The organism is Mesorhizobium sp. M0659 (genome assembly GCF_040320605.1).
Lineage (GTDB): Bacteria > Pseudomonadota > Alphaproteobacteria > Rhizobiales > Rhizobiaceae > Mesorhizobium.
Genome location: NZ_JAMYPY010000035.1, coordinates 22,619 through 40,904 on the forward strand (window position 1 = coordinate 22,619; position 18,286 = coordinate 40,904).

Here is an 18,286-nt window from a genome sequence, read left to right on the forward strand (position 1 = left end):
CGATACTGCGGCTCAGGCCTTTCGGTAACCGAGCGCGACGAACAATCGATGTCCGAACGAGCGCGCTTCCTCTGTCATCACCATGCCAAAGGCCGTCAGCATCTGGTCGTAATAGCGGCTGCCCGCGGGTGACGCCAGGAATGTCGAGTACAGTCTGAGATCGCCGAGCGGGAGATCCCGGTACGTATAAGCGCTACCCTGCATGGCATTCTGTTCGATGTTCTGGCGAATTTTCACGGATTGCTGACGCACCAGCGCCATGATCTGTTCGTCCGACAGAGGCTTTCCGGCTGCGCCCAGCATCCCCGTAACCATCGCGTAGCTCATGTTCAGCGCTATCGCCTCGCCGGTGTCGACAGCGCTGATATCGTCGATGATCTTGCGGTACAATTCGAGCCGGGCTGGATCCTTGGTCGGAAGCTCGGCGAGGATTTGCTTGCCCTCTGTCTTCTTGCTTTGCCTGCCTTCCGGGCCAGACGACTGAATTTCCAAAGCGGTGACGTGCTTGCCCAACGGGGAAGCGTAAAACGCTGCGAGGTCGGACAGATCGGTGGCCGACAGCCTGTCCGCCATCCGCGATTCGATGGCAGTCTCCATTTTGACTGCGTCGAAGGCGCCTTCCAGCGCGACCGACAAGGCGTCCTGGAAATTTGCCGGTAACGGTTCGGGTATGGATTTCGTGGCTGCGGCGATGCCGGGACCGATGCCCATCAGCATCTCGTGAAAGCCGTTTGCCTTGTTGATCTCGCTCAGCGTCTGTGCCGGCGCGGCCACTGTGCCGGCCGTGAGCGCGACGAAGCTACAGAGGACAAGGACTACTCGCGTCAGAGGCGAGGCGAATGACATCACTCTGGTTGCTCCTGATGGTTGGTCGAAAGCAGACTGCTGGAAAACCCGGATGCCGGCAAGGCGGGATTGCCACCTGGGCGTGTGGCCTCGAAAAAAACGCCCTGTGCGCGGAGCCTGCGGCATGGCCGTTTGGTTTCGCCATGGATCGCTCCCCGGCGGCTTGACAGGCACGGCGGGCGGGAGAAGGTTGTACCGCCGGGGGCAGGATTGGCATACCTTTGCCCATGGCCGCGCCGCGGAATGCGCATCAGTCGAAGGAGTATCGTCTTGGCTGTCGTCATCACCTCCCTCATCCTGTTCCTCATCGGCCTCGCACTTGGCGGCGGCGGCGTCTGGCTCGCGATGCTGGGCGGCAGCTGGTACTATGTCGTCACCGGTCTCGCCTTCCTCATCGCCGCATGGCTGCTCTTCCGGCGCAAATCGACGGCGCTCTGGCTCTACGCGGCGATCGTGCTCGGCACGCTGGCCTGGGCGGTGTGGGAAATCGGCTTCGACTGGTGGGAACTCGGACCGCGCGGCGGCATCATCGTGCTTCTGGCGCTGTGGCTGCTGACGCCTTGGGCAAGGCGGGGCCTGATCGGCCCCGACGCGCGCGCGCCGCTCATTCTGGCCGTGCTCGCATCGCTCGCCGTCGCCGGTTATTCGATGACGGCCGATCCCAAGGACATCGCCGGCGACCTCAGCGCCGACAAGGTGACGCCGACTGCCGATCTCGGCGGCAATGTGCCTCCGGGCGAATGGCATTTCTACGGCCGTACGCAATTTGGCCAGCGCTATTCGCCGCTCGACCAGATCACGCCCGACAATGTCGCCAAATTGCAGCCGGCCTGGATCTACCAGACCGGCGACGTGAAAGGGCCGGACGATGTCGGCGAAACCACCTACCAGGTGACGCCGCTGAAGGTGGGCGATGCGCTCTATATCTGCACGCCGCACAATTTCGCCATCGCCATCGATGCCGCCACCGGCAAGGAGAAATGGCGTTTCGATCCCAAGATCAAGCTCGACAAGGACCGCCAGCACCAGACCTGCCGCGGCGTGTCCTATTATGCCGATGCCAAGATCGCCGCCGGCCAGCCTTGCGCGACGCGCGTCTATCTGCCGACCTCGGATGCGCGGCTGATCGCGCTCGACGCCGCCAACGGCCAGGTCTGCCCGTCCTTCGCCGAAGCCGGCACGCTCAATTTGTTGACCAACATGCCGTATCCGAAGTCGGGCTATTATTACTCGACCTCGGCGCCGCTGATTGCGGGCGGCAAGATCATCATCGGCGGCGCGGTCAACGACAATTATTCGACGCAAGAGCCGTCCGGCGTCATCCGGGCCTTCGACGTCGACACCGGCGCCCTGGTGTGGAACTGGGATTCCGGCAATCCGGACCAGACAACGCCGCTGGCGGCAGGCCAGACCTACACCCACAACTCGCCCAACATGTGGTCGACGGCAAGCGCCGACGAGAAGCTCGGCCTGCTCTATGTGCCGCTCGGCAACCAGACGCCGGACCAGCTCGGGATGGGCCGCAGCGCCAATGTCGAGAAGTTTTCCTCCTCGATCACCGCGCTCGATCTGGCCACCGGACAAGTGCGCTGGGTGCGGCAGACCGTGCATCACGACCTCTGGGACATGGATGTGCCGGCACAGCCGACCCTGGTCGACATCACCACCGCTGCCGGCGTCGTTCCGGGCCTGGTTGGACCGACCAAGCAGGGCGACCTCTACGTGCTCGACCGGCGCAGCGGCGAGCCGATCATCCCGATCAAGGAAGTGCCGGCGCCGGGCGGCGCTGTCGAGGGCGATCACACGTCGCCGACGCAGCCGGTCTCGGATCTCTCCTTCAATCCGAGGCCGCTGACCGGCGCCGACATGTGGGGCATCACCATGTTCGACCAGCTGGCCTGCCGGATCGAATTCCAGGGCCTGCGCTACGAGGGCCGCTACACCCCGCCATCGGTGCAGGGGTCGCTGGTCTATCCCGGTAATTTCGGCACATTCAACTGGGGCGGCGTCGCCGTCGATCCGGTGCGGCAGGTGATGTTCGGCATGCCGACCTATCTGGCGTTCAAATCGCAGCTCATTCCGCGCGACCAGGTGCCGCCGCCGGATGAGGGGCGCGGCAGCGAGCAGGGGCTGAACCGCAATGAGGGCGCACCCTATGCGGTGGTGATGGGGCCGTTCCTGTCGCCGCTCGGCGTGCCCTGCCAGGCGCCGCCATGGGGCTATGTGGCGGGAGCGGACCTCAGAACCGGCAAGATCGCCTACAAGCACCGCAACGGCACCGTCTACGACATGACGCCGTTGCCCTTGCCGCTGAAGGTCGGTGTTCCCGGCATTGGCGGGCCGATGATCACCGCCGGCGGCGTCGTCTTCCTGGGCGCGGCGGTCGACGACTATCTGCGCGCCTATGACCTGACATCGGGCAAGCAGCTTTGGCAGGCCAGGCTGCCGGCCGGTGGGCAGTCGACGCCGATGACCTACACCGTCGCCGACGGCTGCCAGTTCGTGGTCATCGTCGCCGGCGGCCATGGCTCGGTCGGCACCAAGCCCGGCGACTATGTGATGGCCTATACGCTGCCGAAGTAGCAGCGATGTGACTTAGGTAAGTGATCGGCCCGGCAGATATTCTGTCGCGCCGCCCCTCATCTGCCTGCCGGCATCTATACGGGGAGAAGTGCCCGGCAGGGCGATGAGGGCAGCAGCAGCCTTGGTCAGCTTGCGTAAGAGATGGCCTTTGAGGCTGGGCACGGAGCCCAGTACTTCATTGGTTAGCTGCGGCCCTGTTTCGGCCTGCTGGATCAGCGTGGTGCCGGCCGACGCCGGTCGACGCGGACCTTCACCATCCGAGCGGCGGCTGCGGCAGCAGCGGAGCGCATTGCCAGCAAGGCAGCAACAGCAAGCACGAGCGCGCTTGCAAGGATCGGAGTAGACAAGGTCATGGCGTTGTTCCTTCTCGTCGGGCTCGCCGCTACGAGCGAGACCATCATCAGCTTCCTTCCATATTGTGGCGGCACCATCGACATTCTCTGAAATGACCAAAATGTGATGGGCGCGTTCGGCGGGGCGGCCGCATCGTTCGATGGCGCAAGCGTCACCCATCCGAGACTGGACCGTGCGAGCTTGCACCCTATCTTGATCCGCGAGTCATCCCGGAGTGACCGTGAGATCATCTCCTAACGAGGAGCACGCCATGACGAAACCCACCGCCGAAGCCGTCAAACCTGCCAAACCTGCCATCACCCAGGCGATGATCGATGCCTATGACGAATACACGCATCTGACGCTCGACCGCCGCCGCTTCATGGAACAGCTGACCAGGCTTGCCGGATCGGGCGCGGCGGCGGCCGCGATCGCGCCGCTGCTTGCGGCGAATTCGGCGCAGGCGGCAATCGTCGCCGACAACGATCCGCGCGTGAAGGCTGAAGATATCACCTATTCCGGCAGCAGCGGTGAGATGAAGGGCTATCTGGTCAGGACGGCGGACCAGTCCGGCAAGCTCGGCACCGTCATCGTGGTGCATGAGAACAGGGGGCTCAACCCGCATATCAAGGATGTTGCGCGGCGCGTTGCGCTGGAAGGGTTCGTGGCGCTGGCGCCGGATTTCCTGTCGCCGCTCGGCGGCACGCCCGCTGACGAAGACAAGGCGCGCGACATGTTCACCAAGCTCGACGCCAGCCAGGTCACCGCCGATGGCCTGGCGACCATCGCCTATCTCAAGGGCGAGAAGGACGGCAACGGCAAGGTCGGTGCTGTCGGCTTCTGCTGGGGCGGCGGCACGGTCAACAATCTGGCGGTCAACGCGCCCGATCTCGCCGCCGGCGTCGCCTATTACGGCATGCAGCCGAAGGCCGAGGATGTGGCGAAGATCAAGGCGGCGCTGTTGCTGCACTATGCCGGCCTAGACGAGCGCATCGACGCCGGCATCGATGCCTACAAGAAAGCGCTCGACGCCGCCCATGTCGAATACACGGTCTATGTCTATGACGGCGTCAACCATGCCTTCAACAACGACACCTCGGCCGCGCGCTATGACAAGAAGGCAGCCGATCTCGCCTGGGGCAGGACGATCGCTTTCCTCAAGGAGAAGCTGGCGTAAGCTTCAGGCCGCCGACGACGCCCATACGCTTTCATAGGCCGGCGACAGCGTAAAACCGGCCGGCAGCACCGAGACCGGGGGCGGGCGCCGCACGCCCTCCTGCAGATAGCGCAACGCCGACACCAGTCCGTTCATCGTGTAGGGCTTGGCGATGACGCCGATCGCGCCGGCGAAATGGTCGGGGATGCGTTTTGGATTGGCGGTCATGAACACCACCATGGAACGGTTACCCTCGCGGATATGCTCGGCAACCTCGACCCCGGTTGGTCCGTCGGCGAGGTGGATATCGACAAAGGCAATATCGGCATCGGCGGTATCAATCATACCTCTTGCTTCGGCCAAGGATGTCGCCCAACCCACAACGCTGTGGCCGGCTTCCTCGACGAGGCTTTCCAGTTCCATCGCCAGCAACGCCTCGTCCTCGACGATCAGGACCTTGAGCGGTTCGTTCATGACAGCTTCCCTTTCTGCTGCGGTTCGTTCGGCATCGAGATGACGACCTTTGTGCCCGGGCCGGCGTCGCGCCATTCGATGTCGGCATGCAACTGCCGGGCAAGCGACTTGATCAGCCGCATGCCGAAGGAAGCATCGCCACTGGCCTCGGCCATGCCGACGCCGTCATCGGAAACCTCGATGTTGAAGTGGCCGTCGGGCTGGCTCATCTTGATGCCGATGCGCCCCGCGGTGGTGCCGTCCGGCTTTTCCTTGAAGGCGTGCTTCAGCGCGTTGGTGACAAGCTCATTGACCATCAAGGCAACAGGCGTGGCTTTTTCGGCCGGAATGACGATGGGTTCGAGGTCCAGCGCCGGCTTGATCTCGGCGCGCCCCGATGCGGTCAGCAGGTCGGTGACCAGATCCCTGGCGAAATCCGAGACATCGAAGCGGCTGACATCCTTTGACTGGTAGAGACGGCGATGCACAGTGCTCAGCGCCTCGATGCGCTCCAGCATGGTGGTCAGGGATCGCTTCGTCGCTTCATCCTTGATTGCCCGGCTTTGCATGATGATCAGCGAGGAGATCATCTGCAGGTTGTTTTTCACCCGATGGTCGACCTCGTGCAGCAGCGTGGTCTGCGCCTCAAGGGCGGCCTCAAGCTCGCGCGTGCGTTCCTTGACAGCCTTTTCAAAGCGGTTCTTGTCGGCGGTGATGCGATCCTCGGAGCGCTTGCGATCGGAGACATCGAGCTGTGAGGCAAAGAAGAACAGGAGTTCGCCTTTGTCGTTGGAAACCGGGCTGATGTAGAGCGCATTCCAGAACGTCGAGCCGTCCTTGCGGTAGTTCAACAGATCGATGGCGATATCGGTTCCCGCTGCTATCGCGTCGCGCACGCTAGCCACAGCTGCCTTGTCTGTCTCTGGCCCCTGCAGGAAGCGGCAGTTCTTGCCCATGACCTCGTCGCGCTCGTAGCCGGTCAGGCGCAGGAACGCGTCATTGGCAAAGACGATTGGATTGTCCGCCTGACGGGGATCGGTGATGACCATCGACATGCGGGTGGCGCGGATGGCAGCCGCGAACGGATCGCCCTTGCCGTGCTCGGCATGCAGATTGTCCGTCATGTGCCATGCGTCGGCCGGTTCCCTGGTCCTTTTCCAGTCCATGCTTTCACTCCAAGCCGTTTTTCAGGGGTCACAACGGCTTAGACGTGGAATTGGTTCAATCTTGATCTTCTTGTCGCAGGCAGCCGTTTGCGAAACCGAATCGCCGGTTGCGCAAACTGTCGAAATGAACGGTTTTTGAAGGTTGTCGGATGTAGCCGATTCGCTGAAAGCAGGGCTGGCGCCGACCTTTGGAAATGATCAGGTCGCAATGGTCCGTGGCGGCGCTCGCCGGTGGCGGCTTTCTCAGAACAGCGGAAACATCAGGCGTGGCCACGCTTCATGCGCGCCTGCTTCAGGATGGCGCGCCAGCGGATCATGTCGAAGGGGATAGGCTCGTTGTTGTTGGCGATATGGAAGATCTCGTTGTTGACGTTCTTCAACGAGCGCCAGAAATCATAGTCGGTGATGCGCGGATCGGCAGCCAGCCTGTCCACCTCGACCTTGATGTCGGTTTTCATCCACGTTCCTCGAACCGCCTGTTGCCCGCCGCCCGCATCGCAACTCGCATGGCACCGTTCTCAAACGGTCCGCTGAGTCGTTCAATGGCTCAAATGGCTTGTTCACGTTAAAACCTTGGTAAGGTTAACGCGGGCGCAGCAGCGCTTCAAGCGGTCCTGCGGCGAATACCGATCGAACGGCCGGCGCGTTCGGGCATCGGCAGTGCAGAGTGGGCGGCGCGCATCGCTTCCACCTTGGCCTGCACGTCGGCGGGGAAGGGCGCGACTTTCGGCCCGGACATGTCGACATGCAGCGACAGGGTTTCGGAAGTGGCGGCGAGCCAGCCATCGACATGGCGGATTTCCTGGTAGGCCCGCAGCCGCTTGTCGTCGTGATCGATCAGCTGGAAGGATACGACGACCTTGTGTTCGAGGTGCAGTTCCTGGACATAGCAAACATGGACTTCGGCCGTGTAGATGGTCAGGCGCCGCTCTTTGACATAGTCCAGCCCCATGCCCATCGCCTCGAACGCCTCATCCGAGCAGCGGTCGAACAACACGTTGTAATAGGCCATGTTGAGATGGCCGTTGTAGTCGATCCAATCCTTCTCGATGTCCATCGGTTTGGAAACGAAGGGGGCAGGGATGGGCATGGAAACTTCCTTGTTCTGGTGCTGGACCGAGTTCAGTGCTGGACAGGCTGCGGCCCGTGAGACTAGAGCGGTTCACCGTCTCGCGGAAACGGCGAACCGCTCTAGTTTTTTGTTGACGCAATCCCGGACGGAAAACCGCTTCACACTTTCCCTGGAATTGCGTCATGTGCATCCATAATCGCATAACAAGCATGGACGCTGGTCCATTCGCGGAGGAATTCATGGCTCTGAGCGACCTCAATCCGGTCGAACGCAACGAGGAAGGCATTGCGGCGGTGCTCGGCATCCTCAAACAGCAGCTCGGCGAACGCTTCCAGACAGGCGCGGCGATCCGCTCGCAGCATGCGCATACCACCACCTATATTCCGGCGCAGGCGCCTGACGGTGTCGCGTTCCCGGAGACGACAGAAGAGGTGCAGGAGATCGTACGTGCCTGCGCCGCGCACCGCGTGCCGGTCATCGCCTTCGGCGTCGGCTCGTCGCTCGAAGGCCATACCAATGCGCCGGGTGGCGGCATCTCGGTCGACACCTCGCGCATGAACCGCATCCTGTCGGTCAACCCCGAGGATCTCGACTGCACGGTCGAGCCTGGCGTAACGCGCGAGGATTTGAATCGGCACCTGCGCGATACCGGCCTGTTCTTCCCCATCGATCCCGGCGCCAATGCTTCGCTCGGCGGCATGGCGGCGACGCGGGCATCCGGCACCAATGCGGTGCGCTACGGCACGATGCGCGAGAACGTGCTGTCGCTGACGGCCGTCATGGCCGATGGCGAGACGGTGACGACCGGCAAGCGGGCGAAAAAGAGTTCGGCCGGCTACGATCTGACGCGGCTTCTGGTCGGCTCGGAAGGCACGCTCGGCATCATCACCTCGCTGACCTTGAAGCTGCAAGGCATTCCGCAGGCGATCTCCGGCGGCGTCTGCCCGTTTCCAAACCTCGAGGCGGCCTGCAACGCGGTCATCGCGACCATCCAGATGGGCATTCCGGTGGCGCGCATCGAACTGGTGAATGGACTGCAGATGCGGGCGATGAAGAATTACTCGAAGCTCGATTACCCCGAGAGCCCGTGCCTGTTCGTCGAGTTCCACGGCAGCGATGCCGGTGTCGCCGAACAGGCCGAAACCTTCGGTGCCATTGCTGAAGACAATGGCGGCGGGCCATTCCTGTGGACGAGCGTCGCCGAGGAGCGCACGAAACTCTGGAAGGCCAGGCACGATGCTTATTGGGCGTCGCTGACGCTGCGGCCGGGCACCAAGGGCCTGTCGACCGATGTCTGCGTGCCGATCTCGCGGCTGGCCGAATGCGTTGCCGAAACCGAGGCCGACATTGCCGAGATGGGCCTGGTTGCGCCGATCGTCGGCCATGCCGGCGACGGCAATTTCCATGTGCTGGTGCTGATGGATGTCAACGACCCCAAAGAGATCGCGCTGGCGGAGAAATTCGTCTCGCGGCTGAACATGCGGGCGATCGCCATGGACGGCACCTGCACCGGCGAACACGGCATCGGCCAGGGCAAGATCGGCTTCCTGCGCCATGAGCTCGGCCATGGTGTCGACATCATGCGCTCCATAAAAAAAGCGCTCGACCCGCAAGACATCATGAACCCAGGCAAGATATTACCTGCATAGCCGAAATGTGAGGAGCGGCAATGGATACCCTGATTATAAGGGCATCGCTTGGCAAGACACTGTTATTGCTGTCGGCCAGCCTCTTCTTTGTCCTGGCCTGCGCTTTCCTGATTTATGTCTCCGAGGACGGCGACACCGCCGGCCTTTGGTGGTGCGTGGCCTTTTTCGGGCTGGTCGCGTTGGTGTTTGCCTGGCAGCTTGTGCGGCCGCAGATTCTGGTGCTGAACGGACAAGGTTTCAGTCTCGGCGGAGGCCTTGTTCGATCGCCCAAGCTGGTCCCCTGGAAGGATATCGAAAGCTTCTTCGTCGTCCATCGCCGGCGCAGAATCGGCAATATGATCGGGTACAATTTCGCACCGGGGGTCAAGAAAAGCTCCGTCATGGGCAGCGTGACCAAAAGCCTCGGCGCCGAAGCCGCATTACCGCAGGGCTGGACATTGTCGCCCGAGGAGATGGTGGTGCTGCTGAACGAATATCGCCGACGGGCGGTGGCGGATTAGTCTGTTGCATGTCGGCCGGCACGCAGTCACAGGCGTCCGAAATCTCTGCTCGTCCAGATACAGAGATCAAGCAACTCTGGATGAATTGCCTCTTTATCGACACGCTGATGCGGGTAGAGTGCGGCTGACTTTCAATCAACCCGTTCGGAGCTGATGCTCGCACGCCTGTTCGTGATCTTCGGTGGCTTGTTTGTGCTGGTGCTGGTTGCGGCGCTGGTGGTGCCGTATTTTGTCGACTGGACCGGGTACCGCGCCCAATTCGAGCGCGAGGCGAGCGCCATTCTCGGCCGCAAGGTGACGGTGCAAGGCGACGCCACGGCGCGGCTGTTGCCGTTCCCCTCGGTGACCTTCTCAAACGTCACGGTCGCCGGCGGCCCCGGCGGCCAGCCGGCAATGACCGTCGAGACCTTTTCGATGGACGCGGAACTGGCGCCGTTCCTGCGCGGCGAAGTGCTGATTTTCGACATGCGGCTGGTGCATCCGAAGGCGACGATCGACATCGCCGATAACGGCACGGTCGACTGGGCGATACGGCCGTCCTCGCCCTTCGATCTCAACCAGATCTCGATCGAGAAGCTGACGGTGACGGAGGGAGAAATTGCGCTCCGCCATGCCGCAGGCGGGCGCAGCCATCTGATTTCCGAGATCAATTCGACCATCTCTGCCAAGTCGCTGGCCGGGCCGTGGCGCATGGACGGAACGTTGCTGCTCGACGGACTGCGTTCGACGGTTGCGGCTTCGACCGGCAAGGCCGAAGGCAGCGGCCAGATGCGGCTGAGGCTCAAGGTCGATCCCGATGCCTATCCACTGGTCATCGAAACCGACGGCAATGCCGGCATCGTCAATGGGGCTGCCGTCTATTCCGGCCAGTTCAAGATTTCCGGCAACGACAAAAACAGCGCCGAACTGCGCGGCGGCGATGGCGAGAGCGTCAAAATCAGAGCCGGCAAACCCGATCCGGGGTTCAGGCTGAACGGCAAGTTCTCGCTCGACCACCAGAAGCTTGGCGTCGACGAATTCCGCTTCGAGACCGGGCCGCTCGACAATCCCTACACAGCCGACGGCAAGGCTTCGGTCGATCTCGGCCTTAGGCCGAACTTCGCCATCGAGGCCAATGGCGCGCAGGTGCAACTGGACGAGGCGGTGGGCGCTGAGAAGGGCGCCGGCCTGACGCTGGACCAGCGCATTGCCGGAATCGAGCAGGCGCTGCTCGTCCTGCCGAAGCCGAGCATCCCCGGCACTGTCGAGGTCAAGCTGCCGGCGGTGGTGGCTGGCGACACCACGGTGCGCGACGTGCATCTCTCGGCCGAGCCGGTCGAGGGCGGCTGGTCGGTGAAATCGCTGGCCGCGACCTTGCCCGGGCGCACGACGCTGGAAGCCAGCGGCATGCTCAGCGTCGAAGATCATTTCCGTTTCAGCGGCTCCATGCTGCTGGCGGTGGCGCAGCCTTCCGGCTTTGCTGCCTGGTTGTCGAAAGATGTCGACGAGGCGATCCGCCGGCTGCCGGCCGCCGGCTTCAAGGCCAAGGTGGACCTGTCGGAGAAGCGCCAGGCGTTCAGCGATCTCGAACTGATCCTCGGCAAGTCGAAGTTCACCGGCCGCATCGATTCCAACCAGCCCGACGACGCCAAGTCCTCGGTGCTGATGCGGCTCGAGGGCGGCGAACTCGATGTCGACGGGCTGACGGCCTTCGCCTCGATCTTCGTCAGCGACAAGGGCGCCAACCGCTTTTCCGACCGTGACCTCGATTTTCAGATCAAGGCAGGGCCGGTCAATGCCGGCGGGCTCACCGCCGACACGGTCGATACCGCGCTCCGGCTCCGCGACGGGCTGCTCGAAATCGACCGGCTGTCGATTGGCGGCCTTGCCGGCGCCTCGATCAGCGCCACCGGCCGGATCAAGGATTTTCCGGCAAGCCCGACCGGCAAGCTCGATGCCTCGGTGGTCGCCGTCGATCTGAAGCCGCTGATCGACATTGCCGCGCAACACTATCCCGACAATCTGATGCTGAAGGGACTGGCTGGCCGCACGGCCGCCTATCCTGAACTGTTCCAGGACGCGCGCGTCGATCTGGTGGCGAGCGCCGCCGACAATGGCGACGGCACGACCGGGCTGGCGGTGAGCGGACAAGGCAAGGCCGGCGGTTCGGCCTTTTCGGCGTCGCTGTCGGGCAAGGGTGCCGTCGGCCAGTTGCTCGACGCGCCGGTGACGCTGACCTTCAACGCCAAAAATCCCGACGCCACCGTGCTGCTGGCGCTCTACGGCCTGCCGGCGCTGCCGCTCGGCATGCTCGGCCAGGCAAGCACCGATATTTCGGCCAAAGGCACGCTCGGCGGCGGCCTGGCGACGAGCTTCAATTTCGCCGCCGATGACTTCAAGGCGACGTTCGACGGCACCGTTGCTCAGACGCCGCAAGGCGCCACCGCCAAGGGCAAGATCGGCCTCGACGCCTCCGACATAGAGCCGTGGCTCATGACGACCGGCGCCGGCCTGCCGGGCATGGGCACGGGCACCTCGACCTCGCTCAGCGCGGATGCCGATTTCGGCAACGGCCTGCTGGTGTTGAGCGGTCTCAGCGGATCCATCAACGAGTCGGAGATTTCGGGCGACGTCAACATCGATGCGAAGCAGGGGCTGCCGCATTTTGCCGGTGCGCTGGCGCTCGACGAACTGGACCTCGACCCGATTGCGGTTGCGCTGTTCGGTGACCAGTCGTTCCTCAGCAGCAACGCGAACTGGCCGACGGCGCCATTCAGCCAGAAATCCAGCCTGCCGTTCAGCGCCGATCTCGATCTGACGACGGCGACGCTTGCCGCCGGACCGCTGGCGACAGCCTATGATGCGTCGCTGTCATTGAAACTGGACCAGGAAGGCATCCGCGTTTCGGACCTGAAGGCAAAACTGCTCGGCGGCGCGCTCACCGGATTGTTCGAGTTGAAGAACACAGACGGCACGGGGCTGTTCTCCGGCCAGATGAGGCTTGCCGGCGCTGACCTGGCGACTGTGCTGCCGGCTGCCGGATTGAGTGGCAACGGCGATTTCTCGACAGGGCTGTCGACCAGCGGCAAATCGGTCGACGCGATGATTGCCGCACTCTCCGGCTCGGGCACGGCGGCGCTGAAAGGCCTCACCATTGCCGGCGTCAATCCCGATGCCTTCGGCGCGTTGATTGCCAAGGCCGATGCGATCGGGCGCGACATCGACACAGCAAAGACCGCGGGCTTTGCACCTGAGATCGCTGGCGAGGGCAGCTTTGCTGCCGGCGATGCCGACATCGCCTTCACGGTCGCCGGCGGCACGTTGCGGGCACCACCGATCAAATTCGAAAACCAGGTGGCGACGCTGTCTGCCGACATCACGGCCGACCTCAACACCGGCACCGTCACCACCAAGGGCGCGGTCACCTACAAGCCTGGCGACGAGGCGCTGGTCGGCTCCGATCCGACGGTCAATTTCAGCGTCGATGGGCCGTTCGGGGCGCTGAAAAAGCAGTTCGACAGCGAGCCGCTGGCGCAATTTTTGACCCAGCGCGCGCTGGAAAAGGAGCAGCAGCGGGTCGAGGCGATGCAGGCCGCACTGCTCGAGAAGCAGCGGCTGCGGCGCGAGGTGCGCTATTACGCCGCCCTGCAGACCGAGCGCGACAACGCCGCCAAGGAATTGCGCAAGCAGGAGGAAGCGGCACGGCTCAAAGCCGAGGCCGACGCCAAGGCGAAAGTGCAGGCCGATGCGAAGGCACAGGCCGAAGCGGATGCCAAGGCCAAGGCGGATGCCAAAGCAAAGGCCGATGCCGATGCGAAAGCGCAGGCAGAGGCTGACGCAAAGGCCAAGGCAGATGCGGACGCGAAAGCCCAGGCGGAAGAGCAGGCTGCCGAAGACGCCGCCAAGGCCGAGGACGAACGGAAGAAGGCCGAACAGGCTCGGATCGCTTCGCAGGAAAAAGCCAGGCTGGAGGCCGAGCGCAAGGCTCAGGAGCAGGCGCCGAAGGTCGACCGCTCACTTCCCGGTGTCAGTGACGGTTCGGCCCCGGCGCCGCCGAAGCCCAGGACAAATCCGTTCTCCGTCGACAATCTGCTGAAGTCGCTGGGCAATTAAAACCATTCAGACCGCGCCGCGCTTGGCCCAGTCCAGCACATGCAGCCTGAGCGCCGAGGACAGGTTCGCATCGCGCGGTCTTGTCTCATCGATCTCCGCGACCAGGGCAGCAAGCGTCAGCTTGCGCGCGGCGGCGATGCTGACGAGATCGTCATAAAAGGGTTTTTCGAGGGAATAGCTGGTGCGATGGCCGCGGATGGTCACGGAGCGTTTTTCGACCGGGCTCACCGCAGGCGGTCCATCAATCGCCCTGGTCTTCCGGGCGTTCGCGGCGGTGGCCGGCGACGAATTTTTCGGCCTTGTCCAATGTCAGCCGGTCACGAGTTCTTTCGGCTTTGGAACGGCCGTGCAGAGCGCGGTTCTCGCCGGCGAGCTTTTCCTTTTCGGTGCGCGCCTTCTGCTTGCGGACCTGGCGAAGGTTGACGATTTCGCCCATGTCGCGCCGTCCGTCCCGCTACTTCTTGCGGAAGGCGTCGAGCGACACGACGTCGGCGCCCTTGCCGGCATCGGCCACGGCGGGCTTTTTCTCCGCCTCAGTGGTAGCTGCCTTCTTCTCGGCCTTCGGCTTTTTCTCGGAGACGATAGCCAAGGGCTCGGCAGCCGGCTGGGCGGCTGCATCGTCTTCCGCCGGGACGTCGGTCTTGACGTCGAATTCGAGTTCGAAATTGACCGATGGGTCGTAGAAGCCGCGTACGGCCGAGAACGGGATTTCCAGCTTCTCCGGCACGTCGGAGAAGGACAGCCCGACCTCGAAGCCGGTATCGGTCACCTTGAGGTCCCAATACTGGAACTGGATGACGATGGTCATCTGTTCGGGATAGCGCTCGCGCAGCCTGGAGGACACCCGCACGCCCGGCGCGCCGGTCAGGAATGTGATGAAGAAATGATGATTGCCGGGAAGGCCGGTGCGCGCGACTTCGGCCAGGACCTTGCGCATGACGCCGCGCAACGCCTCCTGGGCGAGAATGTCGTAGCGGATGTGGTCGTCGGCCATGTGCTGGTCGGGTTCCGTTGAATCGTCCGCATAGCTGTAATCAAGCTTGAGCGCGGCGTAAACCGGATATAGATCGCTGATGCGCCGAAGCGAAGCCCGTAACGGACGATTTGATCGCCTGCTTTGGCGTTCAGGCGCTGGCCAGCTGTTATTCCACCGCTGCCGCTGATCTGCGCTTGCCGAAGGCGCGCAGGAATGTGCGCACGCCGTGGGTCGCGGATTGCAGCACTTCATCTTCCGACGGCATGCCGCCGAGCATGAAGGTGGTCTGTAGTTCGGCGTTTGCCAAGGCCAGGAACTGGCGTGCGGCGACATCGGGATCGTCGACCGCGAGATGGCCGGCATGGGCGAGGCGGGCAAAACGGGCGGCAAGTGCCGGCCAGGTCCGGCCCGGCCCCTGGTCGCGCCATTCGGCGAAGAGCTCGGGATAGCGCTCGCCTTCGGTCTGGATCAGCTTGCGCAGGAAGCGTCCGTCGCGGTTGCAGATGCAGTTCTGATTCATGCGCACGGCAAAGCCGATCAGGTCGGCTTCCAGATCCTTCGGCTGGTCTGGGAAAGAGGCGAACGTGGCGAAGATGCCGGTATTGCAGCGCTCCGTCAGATCCCGCACCACAGCCATGAAGAGCTTTTCCTTGTCGCGGTGGTGATTGTAGATGGTCTGGCGCGACACGCCGGCCTCCACCGCGATCAGGTCGATATTCGCGCCGGCAAAGCCTTCCCGGCAAAATACCGAAGCCGCCGCATCGATAATCGACATACGCTTGGCCTCGTGGCCGCGTGGCGGGAAAATGTCAGGAGAAACGGCAAGCTTCATAGAAAACTATATAGAGGTGATTGACGAATTAGACAAGGCTGTCTAAATTTGTGGACACAATAAATGGGGAATTCGCTCCGTAGAGACGAATAATCTCGCTCTGAGCCGTCGGATTTCAACGGGATGGAACGTCCTAGGGTTAGTCGTCGCGTTGGCGGCGCCAACCAGACTTGAAAGAAGCCTTTATCATGAGTCCCAAATTCCTCCGCATCGCGGTCGTGCTCGGCCTGTTGTCCGCTATCGGCCCCTTCGCCATCGACATGTATCTGCCGGCGTTGCCTTCGATCGGCGAAGATCTGCATGCCGGCACCGCCGCCGTTCAGATGAGCCTTTTGATCTTCTTCCTGTCGATGGGCTTCGGCCAGATCGTCGTCGGACCGATCTCCGACATGGTCGGCCGCAAGCTGCCGCTTTACGGCGGCCTTGCGCTGTTCATGGTCGGCGGTATCGGTTCGGCCATAAGCCCGACCATCGAATGGCTGATCGCCTTCCGCTTCCTGCAGGGACTGGGCGCCAGCGCCGGCATGGCGGTGCCGCGCGCCATCGTGCGCGACCTGCACACCGGCACCGAAGCCGCCAAGCTGATGTCGCTGCTGATGCTGGTGTTTTCGGTGTCGCCGATCCTGGCGCCGCTGACCGGCAGCCAGATCATCGAGAATTTCGGCTGGCGCGCCGTGTTCTGGACGGTGACGGGCGCGGCCCTGCTGGCCACCATTCTGCTGGCGACCTCGCTGAAGGAGACGCGGCCGGCGGAAGACCGCGTCGGTTCCTCCTTCGGAACCGCACTCGCCGGCTATCGCTTCCTCATGGGTGACCGCAATTTCCTCGGCCTGGTGGCGATCGCCGGCTTCGGCATCGCCAGCTTCTTCGTCTACCTCTCGAGTTCGTCCTTCATCCTGATCGACCATTACGGGCTGTCGCCTTCCGTCTACAGCGTGTTCTTCTCGATCAATGCGGTGGCCTTCATCGGCATGTCGCAACTGACGGGGATGCTGTCGGAGCGCTTCGGGCTGAAGCGCGTCGTCTGGGTGGCGGTAACCGGCTATGCCACGACGATGGTTGTGCTGTTCGCAGTCATGGCGACCGGCGTCGACCGGCTCGATGTTATGGCGGCACTGCTGTTCGTCGGCTACGGCTTCCTTGGCCTGGTCATCCCGACGACGTCGGTGCTGGCCATGGAAGAGCATGGCGAGATCGCCGGCACGGCCTCGGCGCTGATGGGCACGCTGCACTTCGCCATCGGTGCGCTGGCGATGGGCGTCGCCGGCATCTTCTTCGACGGCACCCCGCTGCCCATGGTGGCCGGCATCACGCTCTGCGCCGTGATCTCGTTCACGCTGGCCAAACTGACGCTTGGCCGCTCGCGCGAAGCCGTTGAAGCGCCGGCCGAGTAAGCTGACCGCAATCGACCGGAAAGGCCGGGTCATCCCGGCCTTTTTCACGTCTGGGGTAATCCGGCCCCGGCCAGAACCACGGCCTTCGACCGACGCCAGCGGCAAATTGCACCAGCTCATGGCTCAATTTGGTGTAGGCTTCGCGGCCCATCGTCATGCGAAATCCGGCCAGCAGCAGCCGGCATTGAGCGTACGATATCGAGGAGGGGAGAAGTGGAGGTTTCTGTTGCCAGGTACCTCCGAACCCCGCCTAGAAGTGCGAACCTCTAGGGCTTGATTTGAAGCTATCGCACCGCTTACGCGGCGAGACGTGCTTCCGCATAGTTGTCATTTGCAACTACAGGTTTAGCCCGATGACGGTGGTACCATGCCGGGCAAAAGTACGATCTTTACACCTTCGTCGATCCTATTTCGCCCCCAGCAACAGCCGCTCTGATCACAGAGCGGTTCTTGGTGGAGGCGCCGGGTACCGCCCCCGGGTCCGAACGGCTTATTACATCGCCCATTTATCGCCATAGTCGGTCAAGCCGACAAAACGAATATAGGGGGCGGGCGCACAAAATGAAAGGCTGCAATGACACTTCTTGGCCGCACCAAACTGCGGCGCCGAGGGTTGACTCGCGCGCGGTCTCAACCGAAGCTTTGCGACGGTGAGGAGTACCGACCGAGCGCACAAGTTGCGGCAGCGCGCCACAGCCCTCATCGATCGGATCCCGTTGCGCCGACATGGGGAAATTTGATGGCCGATTATCTCGCAGACGTGAAGAAATACGACGCCGCCGCAAATGCCGATGTGGTTGCCAAGATTGTGAAACATCTGGGCATCGCGCTGCGCAACCGCGATTCCTCGCTGGTATCCTGCACCGACCCCAAGGAATTGGAGCGCGTCAAGACCAACTGGGTTGCCAAGAAACTCGGCGTGACCGACGGGGCGAAAGCCGACTCAGCGATCGAGAAGACCTGCAAGGCGTTGGCCGCCGACAGCTCCAAGAGCCGCGTGACTTTCTACTATCTGGTCGCCAAGGATCTGGGCAAGCTCGGCTCTTTGTAGAGATTATTGCCGAGAGGCAGAGCGCGCGTTTGATTTTGCTCCTCACCGGAGGTCAGCACCGCCCCTCATTGCCCTGCCGGTGTCCAGTCGATAGATGGGTAACACTTTGAACCGGATACATAGGTGACACTTCTCTCCCCCTATGCGTCCGCCGCAGCGCCAAGCGGATTGGTTGGCGCGGCG

Annotated in this window: 16 protein-coding genes and 1 other RNA gene; 7 read left to right on the top strand and 10 right to left on the bottom strand. The window is 62.9% G+C overall.

The genetic code is table 11. From position 1 onward, the window contains the following. Positions 1–12: 12 nt before the first annotated feature. Positions 13–846 (bottom strand): DUF2059 domain-containing protein, encoded by an 834-nt coding sequence (locus NKI31_RS30010; protein ID WP_023712457.1) that lies wholly within the window; start codon positions 844–846, stop codon positions 13–15. A 243-nt stretch (positions 847–1,089) separates the two neighbouring features. Here NKI31_RS30010 and NKI31_RS30015 point away from each other — a divergent pair, with 243 nt between their 5' ends. Further along, positions 1,090–3,429, top strand: coding sequence for a glucose/quinate/shikimate family membrane-bound PQQ-dependent dehydrogenase (locus tag NKI31_RS30015; RefSeq protein WP_502899211.1), 2,340 nt, complete (start codon positions 1,090–1,092; stop codon positions 3,427–3,429). 604 nt (positions 3,430–4,033) lie between these two features. Beyond that, positions 4,034–4,939, top strand: a complete 906-nt coding sequence (locus NKI31_RS30020) for a dienelactone hydrolase family protein (protein ID WP_352653275.1) — start codon at positions 4,034–4,036, stop codon at positions 4,937–4,939. Between the two features lie 3 nt (positions 4,940–4,942). Here NKI31_RS30020 and NKI31_RS30025 read toward each other — a convergent pair whose 3' ends face one another. From NKI31_RS30025 to NKI31_RS30040, 4 genes are all read right to left on the bottom strand, one after another. Beyond that, a complete protein-coding gene (locus NKI31_RS30025) occupies positions 4,943–5,392 on the bottom strand; it encodes a response regulator (RefSeq protein WP_023668313.1) in 450 nt (149 codons plus the stop codon). Then, positions 5,389–6,537: a histidine kinase dimerization/phosphoacceptor domain -containing protein gene (locus tag NKI31_RS30030; protein ID WP_023699590.1), complete on the bottom strand. Its 1,149-nt coding sequence runs from the start codon at positions 6,535–6,537 to the stop codon at positions 5,389–5,391. The genes NKI31_RS30025 and NKI31_RS30030 overlap by 4 nt, the downstream gene beginning before the upstream one ends. Positions 6,538–6,797: 260 nt before the next feature. Further along, positions 6,798–6,995, bottom strand: a complete 198-nt coding sequence (locus NKI31_RS30035; RefSeq protein ID WP_013531006.1) for a hypothetical protein — start codon at positions 6,993–6,995, stop codon at positions 6,798–6,800. A 146-nt stretch (positions 6,996–7,141) separates the two neighbouring features. After that, positions 7,142–7,627, bottom strand: coding sequence for a thioesterase family protein (locus NKI31_RS30040; protein WP_023712460.1), 486 nt, complete (start codon positions 7,625–7,627; stop codon positions 7,142–7,144). Positions 7,628–7,848: 221 nt separating this feature from the next. On the opposite strand from NKI31_RS30040, the gene NKI31_RS30045 reads away from it, so the two are divergent. The 3 genes from NKI31_RS30045 to NKI31_RS30055 all read left to right on the top strand — a co-directional run bounded on the left by NKI31_RS30045 (position 7,849) and on the right by NKI31_RS30055 (position 13,850). Further along, positions 7,849–9,258, top strand: coding sequence for an FAD-binding oxidoreductase (locus NKI31_RS30045; RefSeq protein ID WP_023741678.1), 1,410 nt, complete (start codon positions 7,849–7,851; stop codon positions 9,256–9,258). Between the two features lie 20 nt (positions 9,259–9,278). Beyond that, positions 9,279–9,758, top strand: coding sequence for a hypothetical protein (locus tag NKI31_RS30050; protein ID WP_023741677.1), 480 nt, complete (start codon positions 9,279–9,281; stop codon positions 9,756–9,758). Between the two features lie 153 nt (positions 9,759–9,911). After that, entirely contained in the window at positions 9,912–13,850 is a 3,939-nt protein-coding gene (locus NKI31_RS30055; protein ID WP_352653276.1) for an AsmA family protein, read from the top strand. A 6-nt stretch (positions 13,851–13,856) separates the two neighbouring features. Here the strand turns inward: NKI31_RS30055 and NKI31_RS30060 are convergent, their stop codons facing one another. The 4 genes from NKI31_RS30060 to NKI31_RS30075 form a co-directional block, all read right to left on the bottom strand. Continuing rightward, positions 13,857–14,078, bottom strand: a complete 222-nt coding sequence (locus NKI31_RS30060) for a ribbon-helix-helix domain-containing protein (protein ID WP_352515147.1) — start codon at positions 14,076–14,078, stop codon at positions 13,857–13,859. Between the two features lie 13 nt (positions 14,079–14,091). Further along, positions 14,092–14,286, bottom strand: a complete 195-nt coding sequence (locus NKI31_RS30065; RefSeq protein ID WP_023699586.1) for a DUF4169 family protein — start codon at positions 14,284–14,286, stop codon at positions 14,092–14,094. Positions 14,287–14,304: 18 nt separating this feature from the next. Further along, complete coding sequence (locus tag NKI31_RS30070; protein WP_023741675.1) at positions 14,305–14,844, bottom strand: SspB family protein; 540 nt, start codon at positions 14,842–14,844, stop codon at positions 14,305–14,307. Between the two features lie 148 nt (positions 14,845–14,992). Beyond that, positions 14,993–15,658: a TetR/AcrR family transcriptional regulator gene (locus NKI31_RS30075; protein WP_352515146.1), complete on the bottom strand. Its 666-nt coding sequence runs from the start codon at positions 15,656–15,658 to the stop codon at positions 14,993–14,995. Between the two features lie 188 nt (positions 15,659–15,846). Between NKI31_RS30075 and NKI31_RS30080 the strand changes: the two genes are divergently transcribed. Continuing rightward, positions 15,847–17,052 (top strand): multidrug effflux MFS transporter, encoded by a 1,206-nt coding sequence (locus NKI31_RS30080; RefSeq protein WP_352653277.1) that lies wholly within the window; start codon positions 15,847–15,849, stop codon positions 17,050–17,052. Between the two features lie 212 nt (positions 17,053–17,264). Here the strand turns inward: NKI31_RS30080 and ssrA are convergent. Further along, positions 17,265–17,623, bottom strand: a transfer-messenger RNA (tmRNA) gene (ssrA, locus tag NKI31_RS30085). A gap of 168 nt (positions 17,624–17,791) precedes the next feature. On the opposite strand from ssrA, the gene NKI31_RS30090 reads away from it, so the two are divergent. Beyond that, a complete protein-coding gene (locus NKI31_RS30090; protein ID WP_023668323.1) occupies positions 17,792–18,103 on the top strand; it encodes a DUF2853 family protein in 312 nt (103 codons plus the stop codon). Positions 18,104–18,286 lie beyond the last annotated feature (183 nt).

What these genes read in the sequence shown, in the direction of transcription:
- NKI31_RS30010 (WP_023712457.1), bottom strand. Translation starts at nt 846, where the DNA reads ATGTCATTCGCCTCGCCTCTGACGCGAGTAGTCCTTGTCCTCTGTAGC.
- NKI31_RS30015 (WP_502899211.1), top strand. Translation starts at nt 1,090, where the DNA reads ATGCGCATCAGTCGAAGGAGTATCGTCTTGGCTGTCGTCATCACCTCC.
- NKI31_RS30020 (WP_352653275.1), top strand. Translation starts at nt 4,034, where the DNA reads ATGACGAAACCCACCGCCGAAGCCGTCAAACCTGCCAAACCTGCCATC.
- NKI31_RS30025 (WP_023668313.1), bottom strand. Translation starts at nt 5,392, where the DNA reads ATGAACGAACCGCTCAAGGTCCTGATCGTCGAGGACGAGGCGTTGCTG.
- NKI31_RS30030 (WP_023699590.1), bottom strand. Translation starts at nt 6,537, where the DNA reads ATGGACTGGAAAAGGACCAGGGAACCGGCCGACGCATGGCACATGACG.
- NKI31_RS30035 (WP_013531006.1), bottom strand. Translation starts at nt 6,995, where the DNA reads ATGAAAACCGACATCAAGGTCGAGGTGGACAGGCTGGCTGCCGATCCG.
- NKI31_RS30040 (WP_023712460.1), bottom strand. Translation starts at nt 7,627, where the DNA reads ATGCCCATCCCTGCCCCCTTCGTTTCCAAACCGATGGACATCGAGAAG.
- NKI31_RS30045 (WP_023741678.1), top strand. Translation starts at nt 7,849, where the DNA reads ATGGCTCTGAGCGACCTCAATCCGGTCGAACGCAACGAGGAAGGCATT.
- NKI31_RS30050 (WP_023741677.1), top strand. Translation starts at nt 9,279, where the DNA reads ATGGATACCCTGATTATAAGGGCATCGCTTGGCAAGACACTGTTATTG.
- NKI31_RS30055 (WP_352653276.1), top strand. Translation starts at nt 9,912, where the DNA reads ATGCTCGCACGCCTGTTCGTGATCTTCGGTGGCTTGTTTGTGCTGGTG.
- NKI31_RS30065 (WP_023699586.1), bottom strand. Translation starts at nt 14,286, where the DNA reads ATGGGCGAAATCGTCAACCTTCGCCAGGTCCGCAAGCAGAAGGCGCGC.
- NKI31_RS30070 (WP_023741675.1), bottom strand. Translation starts at nt 14,844, where the DNA reads ATGGCCGACGACCACATCCGCTACGACATTCTCGCCCAGGAGGCGTTG.
- NKI31_RS30075 (WP_352515146.1), bottom strand. Translation starts at nt 15,658, where the DNA reads ATGAAGCTTGCCGTTTCTCCTGACATTTTCCCGCCACGCGGCCACGAG.
- NKI31_RS30080 (WP_352653277.1), top strand. Translation starts at nt 15,847, where the DNA reads ATGAGTCCCAAATTCCTCCGCATCGCGGTCGTGCTCGGCCTGTTGTCC.
- NKI31_RS30090 (WP_023668323.1), top strand. Translation starts at nt 17,792, where the DNA reads ATGGCCGATTATCTCGCAGACGTGAAGAAATACGACGCCGCCGCAAAT.